The 15979-nt window shown below is 63.5% G+C and carries 14 protein-coding genes; 1 reads left to right on the top strand and 13 read right to left on the bottom strand.

Annotated features, from left to right (window positions below):
• Window positions 1-45: 45 nt before the first annotated feature.
• From glpD to katG, 8 genes are all read right to left on the bottom strand, one after another.
• On the bottom strand, window positions 46-1674 hold the full coding sequence (glpD, locus tag ACOI1H_RS00070) for a glycerol-3-phosphate dehydrogenase (RefSeq protein ID WP_422434660.1): 1629 nt from the start codon (window positions 1672-1674) through the stop codon (window positions 46-48).
• Window positions 1675-1740: 66 nt separating this feature from the next.
• Window positions 1741-2175, bottom strand: coding sequence for a type II 3-dehydroquinate dehydratase (aroQ, locus tag ACOI1H_RS00065; RefSeq protein WP_422434658.1), 435 nt, complete (start codon window positions 2173-2175; stop codon window positions 1741-1743).
• A gap of 68 nt (window positions 2176-2243) precedes the next feature.
• Complete coding sequence (locus ACOI1H_RS00060) at window positions 2244-3338, bottom strand: ABC transporter ATP-binding protein (RefSeq protein ID WP_422434656.1); 1095 nt, start codon at window positions 3336-3338, stop codon at window positions 2244-2246.
• Window positions 3339-3348: 10 nt separating this feature from the next.
• Entirely contained in the window at window positions 3349-4521 is a 1173-nt protein-coding gene (locus ACOI1H_RS00055) for a carbohydrate ABC transporter permease (protein ID WP_422434654.1), read from the bottom strand.
• Window positions 4521-5756 carry a carbohydrate ABC transporter permease gene (locus ACOI1H_RS00050; protein ID WP_422434652.1) on the bottom strand — a complete coding sequence of 412 codons (1236 nt, stop codon included), beginning with the start codon at window positions 5754-5756 and terminating at the stop codon, window positions 4521-4523. The genes ACOI1H_RS00055 and ACOI1H_RS00050 overlap by 1 nt, the downstream gene beginning before the upstream one ends.
• 127 nt (window positions 5757-5883) lie before the next feature.
• Window positions 5884-7257 (bottom strand): ABC transporter substrate-binding protein, encoded by a 1374-nt coding sequence (locus ACOI1H_RS00045; protein ID WP_422434650.1) that lies wholly within the window; start codon window positions 7255-7257, stop codon window positions 5884-5886.
• A 55-nt stretch (window positions 7258-7312) separates the two neighbouring features.
• Complete coding sequence (locus tag ACOI1H_RS00040; RefSeq protein WP_422434648.1) at window positions 7313-8392, bottom strand: LacI family DNA-binding transcriptional regulator; 1080 nt, start codon at window positions 8390-8392, stop codon at window positions 7313-7315.
• 115 nt (window positions 8393-8507) lie between these two features.
• Window positions 8508-10733: a catalase/peroxidase HPI gene (gene katG, locus ACOI1H_RS00035; protein WP_422434646.1), complete on the bottom strand. Its 2226-nt coding sequence runs from the start codon at window positions 10731-10733 to the stop codon at window positions 8508-8510.
• Between the two features lie 100 nt (window positions 10734-10833).
• Between katG and ACOI1H_RS00030 the strand changes: the two genes are divergently transcribed.
• The gene (locus tag ACOI1H_RS00030; RefSeq protein WP_422434643.1) at window positions 10834-11718 is read left to right on the top strand and encodes a LysR substrate-binding domain-containing protein; all 885 of its coding nucleotides are present in this window, start codon (window positions 10834-10836) and stop codon (window positions 11716-11718) included.
• Between the two features lie 5 nt (window positions 11719-11723).
• Here the strand turns inward: ACOI1H_RS00030 and ACOI1H_RS00025 are convergent, their stop codons facing one another.
• From ACOI1H_RS00025 to ACOI1H_RS00005, 5 genes are all read right to left on the bottom strand, one after another.
• A complete protein-coding gene (locus ACOI1H_RS00025; protein ID WP_422434641.1) occupies window positions 11724-12056 on the bottom strand; it encodes a hypothetical protein in 333 nt (110 codons plus the stop codon).
• Window positions 12053-12439 (bottom strand): response regulator, encoded by a 387-nt coding sequence (locus ACOI1H_RS00020; RefSeq protein WP_422434639.1) that lies wholly within the window; start codon window positions 12437-12439, stop codon window positions 12053-12055. The genes ACOI1H_RS00025 and ACOI1H_RS00020 overlap by 4 nt, the downstream gene beginning before the upstream one ends.
• Before the next feature lie 33 nt (window positions 12440-12472).
• The gene (locus tag ACOI1H_RS00015) at window positions 12473-13342 is read right to left on the bottom strand and encodes a CheR family methyltransferase (protein WP_422434637.1); all 870 of its coding nucleotides are present in this window, start codon (window positions 13340-13342) and stop codon (window positions 12473-12475) included.
• Window positions 13339-13809, bottom strand: a complete 471-nt coding sequence (locus ACOI1H_RS00010; protein ID WP_422434635.1) for a chemotaxis protein CheW — start codon at window positions 13807-13809, stop codon at window positions 13339-13341. The genes ACOI1H_RS00015 and ACOI1H_RS00010 overlap by 4 nt, the downstream gene beginning before the upstream one ends.
• Before the next feature lie 3 nt (window positions 13810-13812).
• On the bottom strand, window positions 13813-15979 hold a 2167-nt coding region (locus ACOI1H_RS00005), incomplete at its 5' end, for a chemotaxis protein CheA (RefSeq protein ID WP_422434633.1).

Below are 15979 nucleotides of genomic sequence, written 5' to 3'. Positions count from 1 at the left end.
TCCTCCGGCAGATCGGGCGCGCTGGCCCCTTGCCGTCACGATGACCTATTTGGCGGGGACGGGAAAGACCGACGGCCCATTGGTGTATTCGGGAACGGCAACCGGGTTTGGCTTGGCGGTCCCCTGCCCGGTCACCTCGGCGTTCATCCATCCGTCCAGCGCCGCGATCTGGCCCTGTGTCAGACGCAGACCCAGCTTGTTGCGCCGCCAGACGACATCCTCTGCCGTTTGCGCAAACTCGCGGTCCATCAGCCAGCGCACTTCGCGCGCCGTCAGCGTGGCGCCAAAGTCCGGACCCAGATCGGCGGCGCTGCCGGCCTGTCCAAGCATGGCAGCCGCTTCCGTCCCGTAGGCCCGGATCAGGCGACGTGCCCAGGCCGGCGACAGGAACGGATAGGCGCGTGCCAGATCGTCGATCAGGCGCGACACGTCACCCACCGGAAAATCACCGCCGGGCAGCGCGACGCCAGCGGTCCACGGCCCCGGCAGGTCGGGGAAATGCGGCGCGAGCTTTTTGATGGAATCCCCTGCCAGACGGCGGAAGGTCGTGATCTTGCCGCCGAAGATGTTCAGGATCGGCGCGCCACCGTCGGCGTCCACCTTCAGCACGTAGTCACGCGTCGCCGCCGTGGCGCTGCGGGCCCCGTCGTCGTAAAGCGGACGCACACCGGAATAGGTCCAGACGATGTCGTCGGTCGTGATGTCGCGCTTGAAATAGCGGTTGGCGAAATCGACAAGGTATTGTGCCTCTTCCGGCGTGCAGACCGGTCGCGCGCTTGGATCGTCATGGTCGGCGTCAGTCGTGCCGATCAGGGTGAAGTCGCCCTCATAGGGGATGGCAAAGATGATGCGGCCATCCTCGCCCTGAAAGAAATAGCATTTGTCGTGGTCGTAAAGTCGCTTCGTCACGATATGGCTGCCCCGCACGAGACGGACGCCTTCGGCGCTGTCGACGTGAACGGTGTCGTGGATGATCTTTCCGGCCCAAGGGCCGCCCGCGTTCACCAGCGCGCGGGCCGTGACCGTTTCGCCGGTGTCGAGGTGGATCGTCCAGTGATCGTCGGTGCGGTGCGCAGCCATGACGCGGGTGCGGGGCATGATCGTGGCCCCGCGCGCGGCGGCGTCGCGGGCACACAGGACGACAAGGCGCGAATCCTCGATCCAGCAGTCGGAATACTCGAAGGCCTTGCGAAAGCGATCCTCCAGCGGCGCGCCCTCGGGGCCCGTCGTCAGATCGATGGTCCGAGTGCCCGGCAGAGACGTTTTCCCGCCGATGTGGTCATACAGGAACAGGCCCAGCCTAATCAGCCAGGCCGGACGACGCCCTCGCATCCACGGCATGACGGCGGTCATCATCCGGGACGTCGGCGTGTCGCCTTCGAACCGCATGTCGGGCGAATAGGGCAGCACGAAACGCATCGGCCAGGAGATGTGCGGCAGGGCGCGCAGCAAGGTCTCGCGTTCGGCAAGGGCGTGACGGACGAGGTTGATCTCGAAATATTCGAGATAGCGCAGGCCGCCGTGAAACAACTTGGTCGAGGCTGACGAAGTCGCCGAGGCGAGGTCGTTCATCTCGGCCAGGCCAACGCGCAGGCCACGTCCGGCAGCGTCGCGGGCAATACCGCAGCCGTTGATGCCGCCGCCGATGATGAAGATGTCATAGGGTTGGGTCATGGCCCTGCCTTTCCGCGTCTGTCAGACCGGACCTAGGGCGAAATGGCGCGCGGCAAAAGGGGCTGGTCAGCCTTCGGCGGTCAAGTCGCGGATATGACGCACGGCTGCGGCATATCCCCGGATGCCCAGTCCGACGATCACACCGTCGGCGCGGGCTGAGATATAGGAGTGATGGCGGAAACCTTCGCGCTTGTGCACGTTGGAAATATGCACCTCGATCACCGGCCCCTCGTAGGCGTTCAGCGCATCGAAGATCGCGATGGACGTGTGGGTATAGGCACCGGCGTTGATGACGATGCCTGCCGTCGTGCCGCGGGCCTCGTGAATCCAGTCGATCAACTGCCCTTCGTGGTTGGACTGCTCGATCCGGATCGAAACGTCGCCCGCCGCTGCGCGGCAAAGGTCGGCCACGTCATCAAGTGTGGCGTGGCCATAGATCTCTGGCTGGCGTTTGCCGAGAAGGTTCAGGTTCGGGCCGTTGAGAACGAGGATGCTGGTCATGACGATGCCTTAGCACGCGGTGCGCGCGGTGGGGAGGCCGGATTCATCGCGGTGAAACGGAGCGGACCTCACCGATAGTGCAACGATTGGCCGTTGTGGAAAATCTGGACCTTTTCGGGCCGCGCCGTCATGCGGACCGACGTGCCGCGCAGGTTGGCGTGGATGCCCGACAGCTTGCCGATGACGGCATCGTTGTCGCCGACGCGGTCGAAATACAGCAGCGTCACTTCACCCAGCGCTTCGGTGATGTTGACCTTGCCTTCAAAGATGTAGGGCGCGCCATCCTGCACTTCCATCAGGTCTTCGGGCCGGACGCCGACATTGACCTTCAGTCCCTTGTCGGCAGCCTGCGTCGGCACGGCGGCGATGGCCGTGCCACCGCCCACCAGCCGCACGGTGGTCTGCGGGCCGGTCTCCACGATCTCTCCTGCCAGCAGGTTCATGGCCGGGGACCCGATGAATTGCGCGACGAATTCGTTCTCGGGCCGCTCGTACAATTCCAGCGGCGTGCCGACCTGGGCGATGCCCTTGTTCGCCAGCACCACGATCCGCGAGGCGAGCGTCATGGCCTCGACCTGGTCGTGGGTCACGTAGATCATCGTCGAATCCGGCATCGATTCCTTGAGTTGCGCGATCTCGATCCGGGTGGCGACCCGCAGGGCCGCGTCGAGGTTCGACAGCGGTTCATCGAAAAGATAGACCTTCGGGTCGCGCACGATGGATCGCCCGATGGCGACCCGCTGACGCTGCCCGCCCGACAGCGCCTTTGGCAGACGGTCGAGGTAGGGTTCGAGTTGCAGGATACGCGCGGCCTTGGCCACGGCGGCGTCGATCTCGGACTTGCTTTTCTTCGCGAGCTTCAGGGCGAAGGTCATGTTGTCGCGCACGGTCATGTGCGGATAGAGCGCGTAGCTTTGAAACACCATCGCGATGCCCCGTTGCGCGGGGGGAATGTTGTTCACGACCCGTCCGTCGATCTGCAGTTCGCCCGCGGTGATCTTTTCCAGACCGGCGATCATGCGCAGCAGGGTGGATTTGCCGCAGCCCGAAGGGCCGACGAAGACGATCAGTTCGCCCGTCGCGATGTCGAGGTTGATGTCCTTGAGCACGTCGACCGTGCCGCCGTAGGTCTTGCCGACGTTCGTCAGGTTAAGCGTGGCCATCGGTGACTCCTTATTTCACGGAACCGGCCAGCAGGCCGCGGACGAGGAAGCGTTGCAGAGAGAAGAAGACTAGCAGCGGCACGGCGATCGACACGAAGGCCGACGTGGCGAGGATTTCCCAGTTGCCCCCGCGCGTGCCCAGCAGTTCGACGATCTGCTTGGTCATCACGGTCGTGTCGCCGGAACTGTCGATCAGGAACACCAACGCCACCAGAAGGTCGTTCCAGGTCCACAGGAACTGGAAAATCGCGAAGGACGCCAGTGCCGGATAGGACAGCGGCAGGATGATCTTGATGAAGATCTGGAAGTCGGTCGCCCCGTCAACCCGCGCATTCTCGATGATGTCGCGCGGCAGGCCGACCATGTAGTTGCGCAACAGGTAGATCGCGAGTGGCAGGCCAAAGCCGGTATGCGCCAGCCAGACCCCGAGATAGCCCTTGCCGATCCCGATCTCGTTGTGAAGTCTCAACAGTGGAATGAGGGCCAGTTGCAGCGGCACGACCAGAAGGCCGACGACGGCCGCGATCAGCAAGGCGCGACCGGGAAAATCCATCCAGGCCAACGCATAGGCGGCGAAGGCGGCAATCAGGATCGGGATGATCGTCGCCGGAATCGTCACTGTCAGCGTGTTGAAGAACGCCTTGCCCATGCCCTCGCGGTTGTTGGGGTCGAACAGGACGTTGCGATAGTTGTCGAGCGTGAATTCCGGTGGCGTGACGGCCGTGGTGAACACCCTCTGGCCCCGGCCCGACTGCGGTTCGACACTGGTCCAGACGTAGTCGCCGTTCGCCTGCACCGTGATCTCTTCGCCTTCGCCCAGCGGCGCGGTGTCGCCGGGGGCGAATTCGTCGATGTTCAGCGATCCGGTGCCCCAGGCGCTGATCTCGGCCTCTACGGCGTCGATGTCCGCAGCCTGCCCCTCGGCCACGAAGAGGTTGCCGTCGATCTGGTACAGACCGTTGACCTGCGGGATGTCGTCGCCGGGACGCGCGGTGCGCAGGGTCTGGTTCTGCTCTTGCGGAAACATCGACGCCCACCAGCCAGAGGTCGAAATCTGGTCTGCCGTCCGGAACGACGAGATGAACAGACCAGCCGTGGGGAACAGCCATAGTGCCACCAGCAGCACGACCGAGATGTTGACCACCCAGCTGAGGGACGACTTGCCGCCTGCCATGCCATCCATCAGCGCATCTCCTTGCGGGCGTTATAGACGTTCCAGACCAGGATCGGCGTGACAAGCAGCATGATTACCATCGCAGCCGCCGATCCCACGCCCCAGTCGTTCGCGCGGAACAGCTTGTCATACATGTAGTTCGCCAAAACCTGCGTCTGCCACTGACCGTTCGTCATGGCGTAAACGATGTCGAAGACCTTCAGCACGACGATCGTGATCGTGGTCCAGACCACGACGATGGTCGAGGTGATCTGCGGCATCTTGATCGAAAAGAAGATCTGTAACGGATTGGCACCGTCGATGATTGCAGCCTCGATCGTTTCCTCTGGGATGCCACGCAGGGCGGCGGACAGGATGACCATCGCAAAGCCGGTCTGAATCCAGATCAGCACGATCATCAGGAACACGCTGTTCCAGAACGGGATCGTCAGCCATTGCTGCGGTGTCCCGTAGGGATAGGTTCCCGTGACAGCCCCGAGGGCACCGCGCAGACAGGCCAGAACGACGAAAGCGGCGGTCAGGGCGGCGATGATCCGCACGATCGCGGCGAAGATGCCGGGACGCCCCCGTTCGGGGACCAGCACGGGTCGGGCGAAAAGCCAGATCAGCCAGGCGGACAGGGCCGCGACGCACAACAGGATCACGACCGGCAGCACCCGCAGGATCACGATAGACCAGAACCCGCCGTCGAATTGCAGCCAGATCGCGTTCAGGATGCCGATCTGATTGGTGCCCACGGGGCGGGCATCGTAGACCAGCTTGAAGATCACGGCGGCACCGACGAAGGAAATCGCCATTGGCATGAAAATGATGGATTTGGCAAAGCTGCCCCAGCGGATGCGGTCGGTCAGTTGCGCCGCCAGCAGGCCGAAACCGGTGGACGCCGCAGGGACCACGATCAGCCACAGCATGTTGTTGCGCAGGGCTTCCCAGAACTTTGGGTCAAGGCCCATCTGGCGGTAATTGGCCAAGCCGACAAAGGCGTCGCCCTGGCTGCGGTCCGTCACCGAAAGCCAGATGGTCGCGAAGACCGGATAGGCGAGGTAGAGGCCAAGTGCCAGGATCGCAGGCGCGAGGAACAGCCAAGGACGCACCTTTTCGGCGCGGTTGATATTGCGGCCCGGGTTGGGGCCGGTCGCCGGAAAGATGACCTTGTCCAGCAGCATGTTGGAAAAGTAGAAGTATCCGAGGCAACCGCCCACGCCGACGATGATGGTGAACAGGCCGAGTAGTGCCGGATTCATGGGCGTTCCCCCCGAGTTCGCATTCTGCCGCGCCGGTCCCTCCCGACCGGGGTGGACGGGCCTGCGCCGGGGCGCGGTCCTGTCCGAAGGGGCGCGCGGGATTGATCCCGCGCGCCCCCGGTTGGTGTTACTTCAGGGCGTCCCAGGATGCCTGGATCTTGTCTGCAACGAATTGTGCCTCTTCGCCACCGACATAATCCACCATGCCGGTCCAGAACGTTCCGGCACCGACACCGCCGGGCATCAGGTCGGATGCGTCGAACCGGAACGTGGTGGCAGAGGTCAAGACCTCACCCAGCGCGCGACGGGTGTCGTTCTCGTAGGTGTCGAGATTGACGGTGGTCAGGGGCGTCAGGAACCCCTGATCGGGGATCGCCATCCAGATTTCGTGAGCGATCGGGGTTTGCAGGAAGCTGATCAGTGCCTGTGCGCCCGGGCTGTCACTGGTGACGGCGAATAGCGTGCCAGCGCCCAGCACGGGCTGGCCGAGGTCGGGCTTGTCGGCATAGGCAGGCATGTAGAAAAAATTCGCGTCACCGTCGGGGCCGACCAACGTATCTTCAGGGAAGAACGCCGGGATGAAGGACGCCTGGTGATGCAGATAGCATTGCGGCGGACTGTCGAAGAGGCCCTTCGGGCTGTCGCGGAAGTCGGTCGAGGCGACAGCGGCGGAACCGCCAGCCACATAGGCGTCGTTCTTGGCGAAATGGCCAAATTCCTCGATCGCGCCCACAACTTCTGGTGAATTGAACGGCAGTTCGTTCGACACCCACTGGTCGTAGACTTCAGGTGTCTGGGTGCGCAACATCATGTCCTCGACCCAGTCGGTCGCTGGCCAGCCGGTCGCACCGCCCGAACCCAGACCAATGCACCACGGCGTGCCACCATCGGCGACGATCTGGTCGGTCAGGGCCTTCAGGTCTTCCATGCTGGCGGGCACTTCGTAGCCGGCATCCTCGAAGTTCTCGGGCACATACCAGACCAGCGACTTCACGTCCGCCTTGTAGGGGAACGCATAGAAAGCCTCGGTCCCATCGGCACCGGTATAGGTTCCCAGATCGACCCACGACTGGCCGGCGGCGTAGTTCGCCGCCACCCAGTCAGCGGCCTCCTGCCCCAACGGCGTCAGGAAACCACGCTCTGCCATGCCTGCGGCCAGTCCGGGCTGCGGGAACACGGCGACATTGGCAGAGGACCCCGCCTCGGCATCGATCATGACCTGCTGCTCGAAGCTGTCAGAGCCGGTATAGCGCACGTCGGCACCCGTGGCGTCGGCGAAATAGGCCAGCACAGTCTCGATCGCGGCCTGATCCGGGCCAAGCCACGGACCGAAGACGGTGACCTGCTCGCCGTCAAGCGCATTGGCGTCGGCAAAGGTCTGAAGGCTGTCCCAGTTGAAAGCACCCTCGCCCTTTGGGAACATCAGGTCCTGCGCGGCGGCGGAGGTGGCAGAAACGGCGAGCAGCGCGATGACGCTGACGCCAGACAGTGTGCGGATCATTGGTGGTCTCCTCCCAGAGTATGTCTTCGTTCGATTGTATCCGAAACGTTTCGGATTAAGTGCCGCTTCCGGATTGCATGTCAACCGGAATTGCACGCGTCGAAAGGCCCCGGTCAAAGGCTAGGTCAAGAAGGCGGCTGTGAAAAGGCCCGTTTTGCGCCGCGATCACCTGTTGCAGGTCTTGCGACAGCGTGACCCACGCGGTTTTCAGGTGTGCAACGGTGCCGCCAAGGCGCGGCGCAAAAGAGTCCAGGGCAAAAAGCTCCAGCCCGTCGTCATGCGCCAGCACCGAAAGATCGTCCGGGATGCGCAGGCCACGGTCCTTGGCCGCCTGAAAGATTCCACGCGCCAGCATGGTGTTCCCCGCAATGATGGCGGTCGGCGGTGCGGCGGCGCCCAGCAGGTCCAGCGTCAGCCGCCGTCCATGGGGTTCGATCATCGTCGTCGTCAGCAACAGCGCGGGATCGGCCGGCAGACCGCGCGCGGCGCAGGCATCCTCCACTCCCCGACGGCGCCGGATCGCAAAGAACTCCGTCTCCGGTCCGTTCAGAAAAGCAATGCGTCGATGGCCGAGGTCCAGCAGGTGATCAGCCATGAGGCGACCGACGCGGTAGTTGTCGATGTCGACATGGGCGTGCGGTTGCGCAGGATCGCGGCCGTGCACGATGAAAGGCGCACCAAGCGCCGTCAGGGTCGCGATCCGCGGATCGTCTGGCGCGGGACCGATCAGCACGAACCCGTCGATCCCGCCGCTGCGGTACAGGTCGGCGTGGAGCCTGGCCGCATCCTGACCGGGCTGCGCCACATGCAAGACGAATTGGAGGCCAAGGGCCGATATTTCGGCGGACATCCCCATCACGATCTCGAACAGATGCGCGTTCGCCTCTGGATCACGGGACCCCGCCACGATCATGGCGACGATGCCCGACCGCCCGGTCTTGAGCCCACGGGCGATCGCATTGGGACGATAACCCATCCGCTTTGCCGCCTGCTGCACGCGGTCACGGGTGTCGCGGTTCACGTCCGCATGACCGCCCAGTGCGCGGCTGACCTGCGTCACCGACAATCCGACGTCGCGGCTGATATCCCGAAGCGTGACCATGCCGCCTAGTCTGGGCGAACACCTATCGGTCATGCAAGGCCCGTGCGATCGTCATGCGCCGTTTCCGAAACGTTTCCGGCCGACCGGACCGCGTGGCCGAGGGTCGCCCGGACAGGTGCCGCGACCCATTGGCCGCGGCACCGGTCGCTTACTTTACGTCGAAACGGTCCAGGTCCATCACCTTGGCCCACGCGTGGACGAAGGCCGCAACAAAGCGACCTTCCGCCACTTCGCCCGCATAGGTTTCGGCCAGTCCGCGCAACTGGCTGTTGGACCCGAAGATCAGGTCCGTCTGAGTCGCCGTCCAGCGCAATTCCCCGGTCCTGCGGTCGCGACCTTCGAACATGCGGTCCTCGTCATCGATGGCCCGCCATTCGGTCGCCATCGACAGCAGGTTGTTGAAGAAATCGTTCGTCAACAGACCCGGACGATCCGTGAAGACGCCATGGGCAGATCCGTCAAAGTTCGTGTCCAGCACACGCATCCCGCCGATCAGCGCCGTCATCTCGGCGGCCGTCAACGTCAGCTGCTGCGCACGGTCGACCAGCAGTTCCGCCGGTGCCACGGTGTAGTCCGCGCGCTGGTAGTTGCGGAAGCCGTCCGAGGCCGGTTCAAGCATGTCGACGGATTCGACGTCGGTCTGGTCCTGCGTGGCGTCGGTCCGGCCCGGTGTGAAAGGCACGCTGACGTCATGGCCCGCATCGCGGGCCGCCTTCTCGACGGCGGCAACACCGGCCAACACGATCACGTCGGCAAGGCTGACGCGCTTGCCGCCCATCTGGTTTTCGTTGCCCGCCTGGTTCTCATTGAACGTGCGGCCCACGTCGCGCAGCAGGCGCAGGGTGTCGTCAAGCTGGGCGGGATTGTTGACCTCCCAATCCTTCATCGGTGCAAGCTGGATACGTGCGCCGTTGGCCCCGCCTCGCTTGTCGCTGCCCCGGAAGGTCGACGCAGAGGCCCAGGCCGTGCCGATAAGTTGCGACACCGACAGACCGGTCTTGAGAATCTCTGCCTTCAGCGAGGCGATGTCGGCGTCATCGATCAGGTCGAAATCGCTGGCCGGAATCGGGTCCTGCCAGACCAGTTCCTCGCGCGGTTGCCAGGGGCCAAGATAGCGTGTGACCGGCCCCATGTCGCGGTGGGTCAGCTTGAACCAGGCCCGCGCGAAGGCGTCGGCGAACTGGTCGGGGTTCTTGTGAAACCGCTCGCTGATTTCGCGGTAGATCGGGTCTTCCTTCAGTGCGAGGTCGGAGGTGAACATCATCGGCGGGTGCCGCTTGTTCGAATCGTGCGCGTCGGGGATCAGGTCGTCGGCCTCGCGGGTCGTGGGGCGCCACTGCTTTGCACCGGCGGGGCTGGTCGTCAGCTCCCACTCGAACCCGAACAACATGTCGAAATAGGTCATGTCCCACTTGGTAGGCGCAGGCGACCACGCGCCTTCAAGGCCCGACGTGATGGTATGCGCGCCGCGCCCGGTCTCGTAGGTGCTGGTCCAGCCGAACCCCTGTTCCGCGATGGTGGACCCTTCGGGTTCCGATCCGACATGGGCGGCGTCACCGGCCCCGTGCGCCTTGCCGAAGGTGTGGCCACCGGCGATCAACGCCACGGTTTCCTCGTCGTTCATCGCCATGCGGCCGAACGTGTCGCGGATATCGCGGGCCGACTGCAGCGGGTCCGGGTTGCCGTTCGGCCCTTCAGGGTTGACGTAGATCAGGCCCATCTGCACTGCGGCCAGCGGGTTCTGCAACAGACGGTCCTCGGAATAGCGGCTGTCCGCCAGCCAGGTATCCTCGGCCCCCCAGTAGATATCCTCCTCCGGCTCCCAATGGTCCTCGCGTCCGAACGCGAATCCGAAGGCGGGCAGCCCCATGTCCTCGATCGCGACTGTCCCTGCGAGGACCATCAGGTCGCCCCATGAAAGGGCGTTGCCGTACTTCTGCTTGATCGGCCACAGCAGACGCCGCGCCTTGTCGAGGTTGCCGTTGTCGGGCCAGCTGTTCAGCGGCGCGAAACGCTGTGTGCCGGACGACGACCCGCCGCGCCCGTCGGCGGTGCGGTAGGTGCCGGCGGAATGCCAGGCCATGCGTACGAAGAACGGGCCGTAGTGGCCATAATCCGCAGGCCACCAGTCCTGACTGTCGGTCATCAGGGCCAGGAGATCGGCCTTCAGCGCGTCCAGATCAAGCGCCTTGAACGCTTCGGCATAGTCGAAGTCCGGGCCGAGCGGGTTCGATCCCGGCAGGTTCTGCGACAGGACCTTGAGGTTCAGCTGATTCGGCCACCAGTCGCGGTTCGAGCGTGAGCTATTGGTCGAATTGGGGCGAGCGTGGCCCATCGGGCAGCCGCCCATCGCACCTGTGTTTTCGCCGTCCATGATGTTCGCTCCTTGCTTCAGATCAGACTTTGTGCCGTCCTAACGCGAACTGACCATTAGGGGAACTTGTATCTACTGATCGTTTTGATAAGTTTGCCTTATGAAGTCCATCACCTTGAAACATCTGCGTTATGCCTGTGCGTTGGCGGACCACGGCCATTTTGGCAATGCGGCGGAATCCGTGGCGGTCAGCCAGCCCGCCCTGTCGATGCAGGTCCGCGATCTGGAAGAGCGGCTGGGGCTGGCCCTGTTCGAACGGGGACGCAGCGTGCAAGCGACACCCTTCGGGCTGGAATTCGTGACACGCGCCCGCGATATCCTGCGGTCCGTCGATGAACTTGGCGATATTGCACAATTGACGCAGGGCGGTGCGCTGCGGCACCTGCGGCTTGGGATCATCCCGACCGTGGCACCATATCTTTTACCGGGGTTGATCGGAACGCTGAAGCAGGCTTACCCCGGCCTTGACCTGCAGGTGCGCGAAACCGTGACGCCGCGCCTGATTGCGGAACTGGCGGGCGGGCAGCTTGACGCGGCCATCGTGGCCTTGCCGGTGTCGGAAAGCAGCCTGACCGAAATGCCGCTTCTGCACGAGGATTTCGTTCTGGTCCGCCCTGCAGGGGATGCCGGCAAACCGGTGCCCGATGCGCGGCAACTGCGTGAAATGCGGTTGCTTCTGCTGGAGGAAGGTCATTGTTTTCGCGATCAGGCATTGGCCTTCTGCGCCATGGACAGCGCCAGACCGCGCGAATGGTTGGACGGCAGCGCCTTGTCCACACTGGTGCAGATGGTCAGCGCCGGGATCGGCGTGACGCTGATTCCCGACATGGCAGTCCCCGTCGAAACCCGTGCCGCGTCGGTCAGCATCGCCCGGTTTGCGGGCAAGCCGCCGTCCCGGACCATCGGGATGGTATGGCGGCGCACGACACCGCTTGCGGCGCAGTTGAGCGCCGCCTGCGCGTTGATCACGCAAGCCACCGCCTGAGGCAGTCAGAACAGCGCCAGATCGCCGCTGACCAGCCCCGGCACCTCGTCATCCTGACCGCAAAGCCGGTCCGCGATGCCACGCAGGGTCAAAGTCTCCAGCGCGGGCGACAGGATCAGCGGTGCGGCCGGCAGCAACGGGACCACGGCGGCGGTGAAGCGCGTCAGGTCGGCCAATGTCTGGGTCAAGAGGTCGAGATACTGCAAGGTGCGCACGTCGCTCGACCTTTCGCCCGCAGCGCCGAAGTGAAGCGTCTGTTCCAGTTGGGCCGACATCGCCGTGGCGCGCGCCAACTCACCGCTGAGCCGGGCGGCCAGATCGTTTGCGGCGATCCTCACAACGGACCGACGACAGCTTCGATGCACTTGCGCATCTGCTGGGTGTTGAAGGGCTTGGCAATGAAGTTGTTCATCCCCAGCTTGCGACCTGTGGCAACGATAGTGTCATCCAGTCGTCCGCTGACAAGGATGAACCCGATCCGCTGCGTGCTGCGGTTCGTGCGCAGGCCGTGCAACAGTTGCAAGCCGTCCAGCCCCGGCATGTTGTAGTCTGAAATGACAAGGTGGGCGGCGTTCGTGGCCAGCGCGGTCAACGCGGACTGACCATCGCTCTTGAAATCGACCTTCTTGATGCCGATTTCGTCCAGCGCCATCGTGATGAGGCCCCGACTGGTCGACATGTCGTCGACCACCATGATGGAAAGCGTTTCTTTAAGGGACATCGGTCCTCCGTTCGTTGTGGGGCAATGTGCCGGTCAGATGTGGCGGAACGTGGTGCGGTCGATCAAGGTCAGTCGATGTGACAGACTCGGCGGCAATCGTTCGGAATGGCCGATGAACAGCAAGCCCTGCGGGGCCAGCATGTCCGCGAGTCCGGTAAAGACGCGGGTCTGGATCGCCTCGTCCATGTAGATCGCGACATTGCGGCACAGAATGGCTTGAAACGGGCCGCGAGTCGGCCAGGGTTCGACGAAATTCATATAGCGGACCGTCACGAGGTCACGGATTGCGGCGGGCATCCTGACCATCGGGGCACCGGGCGCGGCGTCGCGCAACATCAGCGCTCTGATCGCTTCCGGCACGGGGTCCAGCCGTTCACGCGGGTATTCTGCCACCTGCGCCGTCCTCAACACGTCCGCACTGATGTCCGTGGCAAGGATACGCAGATCGACCGACCCGGCTTCGGGCCAGTGATGCAATAATGTAGCCGCCAGGCTGTAGACTTCTTCGCCGCTGGAACAGCCTGCGGACCAAAGGCGAATACGCTCGCCTCTGTCGGCGGCCATCTTGAGGCGCGGCAGCAGGTCGCGGACGAAGACGTCGAAATGATAGCCCTCGCGATAAAAATGCGTCGTGTTCGTCGTCAGGGCCGAGATCATGCGCGCCCGGTCGTCCGCATGGGCTGGATCGTTGATCCAGTTCACAAAATCCGGAAAAGTCGCCAGGTTGAGGCGACGCAGATGCTTGATCAGCCGCGCGACGACCAGAGAACTGTTGTCCTGCGGCAGGTTGATGCCCGTTTCGCGGTGCAGGATCGCGGCAATCGACAGATAGCTTTGCGTATCGCAAGCCAGCATCGGGTCGGTCGCACCGGGGATCGGCACAGTGCGCGACAGAAGTGTCACACGGTCACCTGTGCCGCCAATGGGGGCAGGACCGAGCTGATATCGATCAGCCGCAACATGCGATCCTCAAGCGCGATGACACCCTGGATGAACATCCGTGTCGTCTGGGCCGTCACGTCCGGCGTCGGCTGGATCGCACTGGGCGGCACGCCGATGATGTCGGATACGGCATCGACCAGGAAGCCGACCGTCTGATCTGCCACCACTGCGATGACGATCACGTGGCGGTCGCCCAACTCTGTCTTCGGCAGGCCAAGCCGGCGCGCCAGATCGACGATCGGCACGATCGCCCCCCGCAGATTGATGACGCCCAGAACGTATTCCGGCGCGTGGGGCAGCACCGTCGCGGGGGTCCAGCCGCGAATTTCGCGCACATAGACAATATCGATGCAGAAATCCTGATCGCCCACGCGGAAAGTCACGAGCTCCCGTTCGTCGTCGGGTATGGAGATTGCGGCGTTTTGCATGGATCAACGCTCCTCTGTCTGGGGTTGCATGGGCGGCGGCAGGTCGTCATCGGTGCGTTGGACGGCCTCCTCGGGGTCGATGATCAGCGCGACCTTGCCGTCACCAAGGATCGTCGCGGCAGCGATCCCCGTGACATGGCCATAGTTCCCTTCCAACCCCTTGATCACGACCTGGCGCTGGTCATGGATGTGGTCCACAGCCAGTGCCCACATCTGCTCGTGGTCGCTTTCGACCAGCAGATAGACGAGGTCGCGCGGTGCAGACGGCGCGGCCCGGAATTGGAACACATGGCCAAGATCAACGATCGGAATGAACCGTTCGCGCACGGCGACGACGGTCATGCCGCCTGCCAGTTTGTGAAGATCGCGCGGCTCGGGGCGGATCGTCTCGACGATCGTGGCGATCGGGACGACCATCGTCTGGCCCGCCACGTCGACGACCATGCCGTCAAGCACCGCAAGCGTCAGCGGCAGACTGATCGACATGGTCGTGCCGGTTCCGGGACTGGAGGTGATATTGATGCGACCGCCAAGTTTCTGGATCGCGCTGCGCACGACATCCATGCCGACACCGCGTCCCGACAGGTCCGTCACCGTTGCTGCGGTCGAAAATCCCGGCAGGAACAGCAGCTTGTCGATTTCTTGATCGGACAGAACGGCATCGGGGGGGACCAGACCCTTGTCCATGGCAATCTGCAACACGCGCGACCGATTGATCCCGGCACCATTGTCGGACACGTCGATCAGCACGCGGCCGGAGCGATGGGCCGCCCGCAGTGTGACGGTTGCCGGATCGGTCTTTCCGACGGCGCGGCGCTTCTCCTCCGTCTCCAATCCGTGGTCGACGGCGTTCCGAATGATGTGGGTCAGGGGATCCACGAGGCGTTCGATCACAGTCTTGTCGACCTCGGTGGCCTCGCCTTCGGTCTCGAACCGGACGGTCTTGCCCGCAATGTCGGCCGCTTCACGCGCGATCCGGGCCATGCGCTGGAACAACGGTTTCACGGATTGCGCCCGGATCGCCATGACTCCTTCCTGAATTTCGCGGGCCAGTGCCATGAATTCGTCCAGACTGGATGACAGAGCGGTGGTCATGGGGATGTTGGCTGCCTTGATGCATTGGGTCAGAACGGCCTGATTGATGACAAGCTCTCCCACCACGTTTATCAGCCGGTCCACATGATCGAGATCGACGCGCACCGTGGCTTTTGCCGTGACAGCCGCAGGCTTTGCTGCGGTGTCGCCCGACGCGGTCTTTCCCGTCGACGCACGCGCAGCGTCCTGGGATGCAACCGCGTCCGTCGCACTTTCGGCGATCAGGGAAATGCTGGTCAGGTCAAGCGTCAGCGGCCGGTAGGCCTGCGCCTGTTCGGGCCTCAGAAGAGGAAGGGGCACCGCGTCGTGGAAGTCGATCGTGCAAAGCCCCTCGACAAATTCGAACACTTCCCAGATCGCGGATTCCGCTTCCTGCGTCGTCAGATTGACCGTCCAGGTCATGGCACAGGTATCAGGCGCGACAACGTCAAGGTCCACAAGAGTCCGCGGGTCGACAGTCACAGTCAGATCGCCCAGTTCCGACATTTCCCGGAACAGATGGACCGGGTCATGTCCGTTCGCGAACAACCTTGACTGCGCTGTAAAGGTAAATGTCAGCCGTTGCGGTTCTGCACCATCGTCGCCCTCCAGCGGCAGCGGATCGAAGCTCATCGGCATCGGTGTATAGCTGTCACCATCATCGCCAGCACGTTCTGACGTCAGCGATGCGAAAGCATGGGCGGAGTCGCCGCCGGACAGATGAATGAGTTTTGCAATGACCAGCGCGCCGGCATCCGGCGCGACATCCTTGCCATCGCGCCCGGCCGCGACCAATTCGGCCAGTTGGTCGGCGGCGCGCAGGCACACCTCCAGCACGTCGGCCGACAGCGCAAGGCGCTGCGCGCGCAGATCGTCCAGCGTCGTCTCGAACCGGTGGGCGAAGCGGACCAGCGATTCAAGGCCAAAGGCCGCTGCACCGCCCTTGATCGAGTGAACGGACCGAAAGACCGCGTTGATCGTCTCGACGTCCTCATCGTGACCTTCGTCAAGCGCGTCGCGCAAGAGTGCGAGACCGTCGTCGAGCGCCTCGAGAAGTTCTTCGCATTCCTGAAAGAATGTCTGGCGAATGTCGTTT

The sequence above is a fragment of the Loktanella sp. DJP18 genome (genome assembly GCF_049310965.1).
Lineage (GTDB): Bacteria > Pseudomonadota > Alphaproteobacteria > Rhodobacterales > Rhodobacteraceae > Loktanella.
Note: the sequence above shows the minus strand (reverse complement) of the source record. Positions and strands in the feature narration are given on the sequence as shown.

What these genes read in the sequence shown, in the direction of transcription:
- ACOI1H_RS00045 (WP_422434650.1), bottom strand. Translation starts at nt 7,257, where the DNA reads ATGATCCGCACACTGTCTGGCGTCAGCGTCATCGCGCTGCTCGCCGTT.
- katG (WP_422434646.1), bottom strand. Translation starts at nt 10,733, where the DNA reads ATGGACGGCGAAAACACAGGTGCGATGGGCGGCTGCCCGATGGGCCAC.
- ACOI1H_RS00010 (WP_422434635.1), bottom strand. Translation starts at nt 13,809, where the DNA reads ATGCAAAACGCCGCAATCTCCATACCCGACGACGAACGGGAGCTCGTG.
- ACOI1H_RS00040 (WP_422434648.1), bottom strand. Translation starts at nt 8,392, where the DNA reads ATGACCGATAGGTGTTCGCCCAGACTAGGCGGCATGGTCACGCTTCGG.
- ACOI1H_RS00030 (WP_422434643.1), top strand. Translation starts at nt 10,834, where the DNA reads ATGAAGTCCATCACCTTGAAACATCTGCGTTATGCCTGTGCGTTGGCG.
- ACOI1H_RS00055 (WP_422434654.1), bottom strand. Translation starts at nt 4,521, where the DNA reads ATGGATGGCATGGCAGGCGGCAAGTCGTCCCTCAGCTGGGTGGTCAAC.
- ACOI1H_RS00050 (WP_422434652.1), bottom strand. Translation starts at nt 5,756, where the DNA reads ATGAATCCGGCACTACTCGGCCTGTTCACCATCATCGTCGGCGTGGGC.
- ACOI1H_RS00060 (WP_422434656.1), bottom strand. Translation starts at nt 3,338, where the DNA reads ATGGCCACGCTTAACCTGACGAACGTCGGCAAGACCTACGGCGGCACG.
- ACOI1H_RS00020 (WP_422434639.1), bottom strand. Translation starts at nt 12,439, where the DNA reads ATGTCCCTTAAAGAAACGCTTTCCATCATGGTGGTCGACGACATGTCG.
- glpD (WP_422434660.1), bottom strand. Translation starts at nt 1,674, where the DNA reads ATGACCCAACCCTATGACATCTTCATCATCGGCGGCGGCATCAACGGC.
- aroQ (WP_422434658.1), bottom strand. Translation starts at nt 2,175, where the DNA reads ATGACCAGCATCCTCGTTCTCAACGGCCCGAACCTGAACCTTCTCGGC.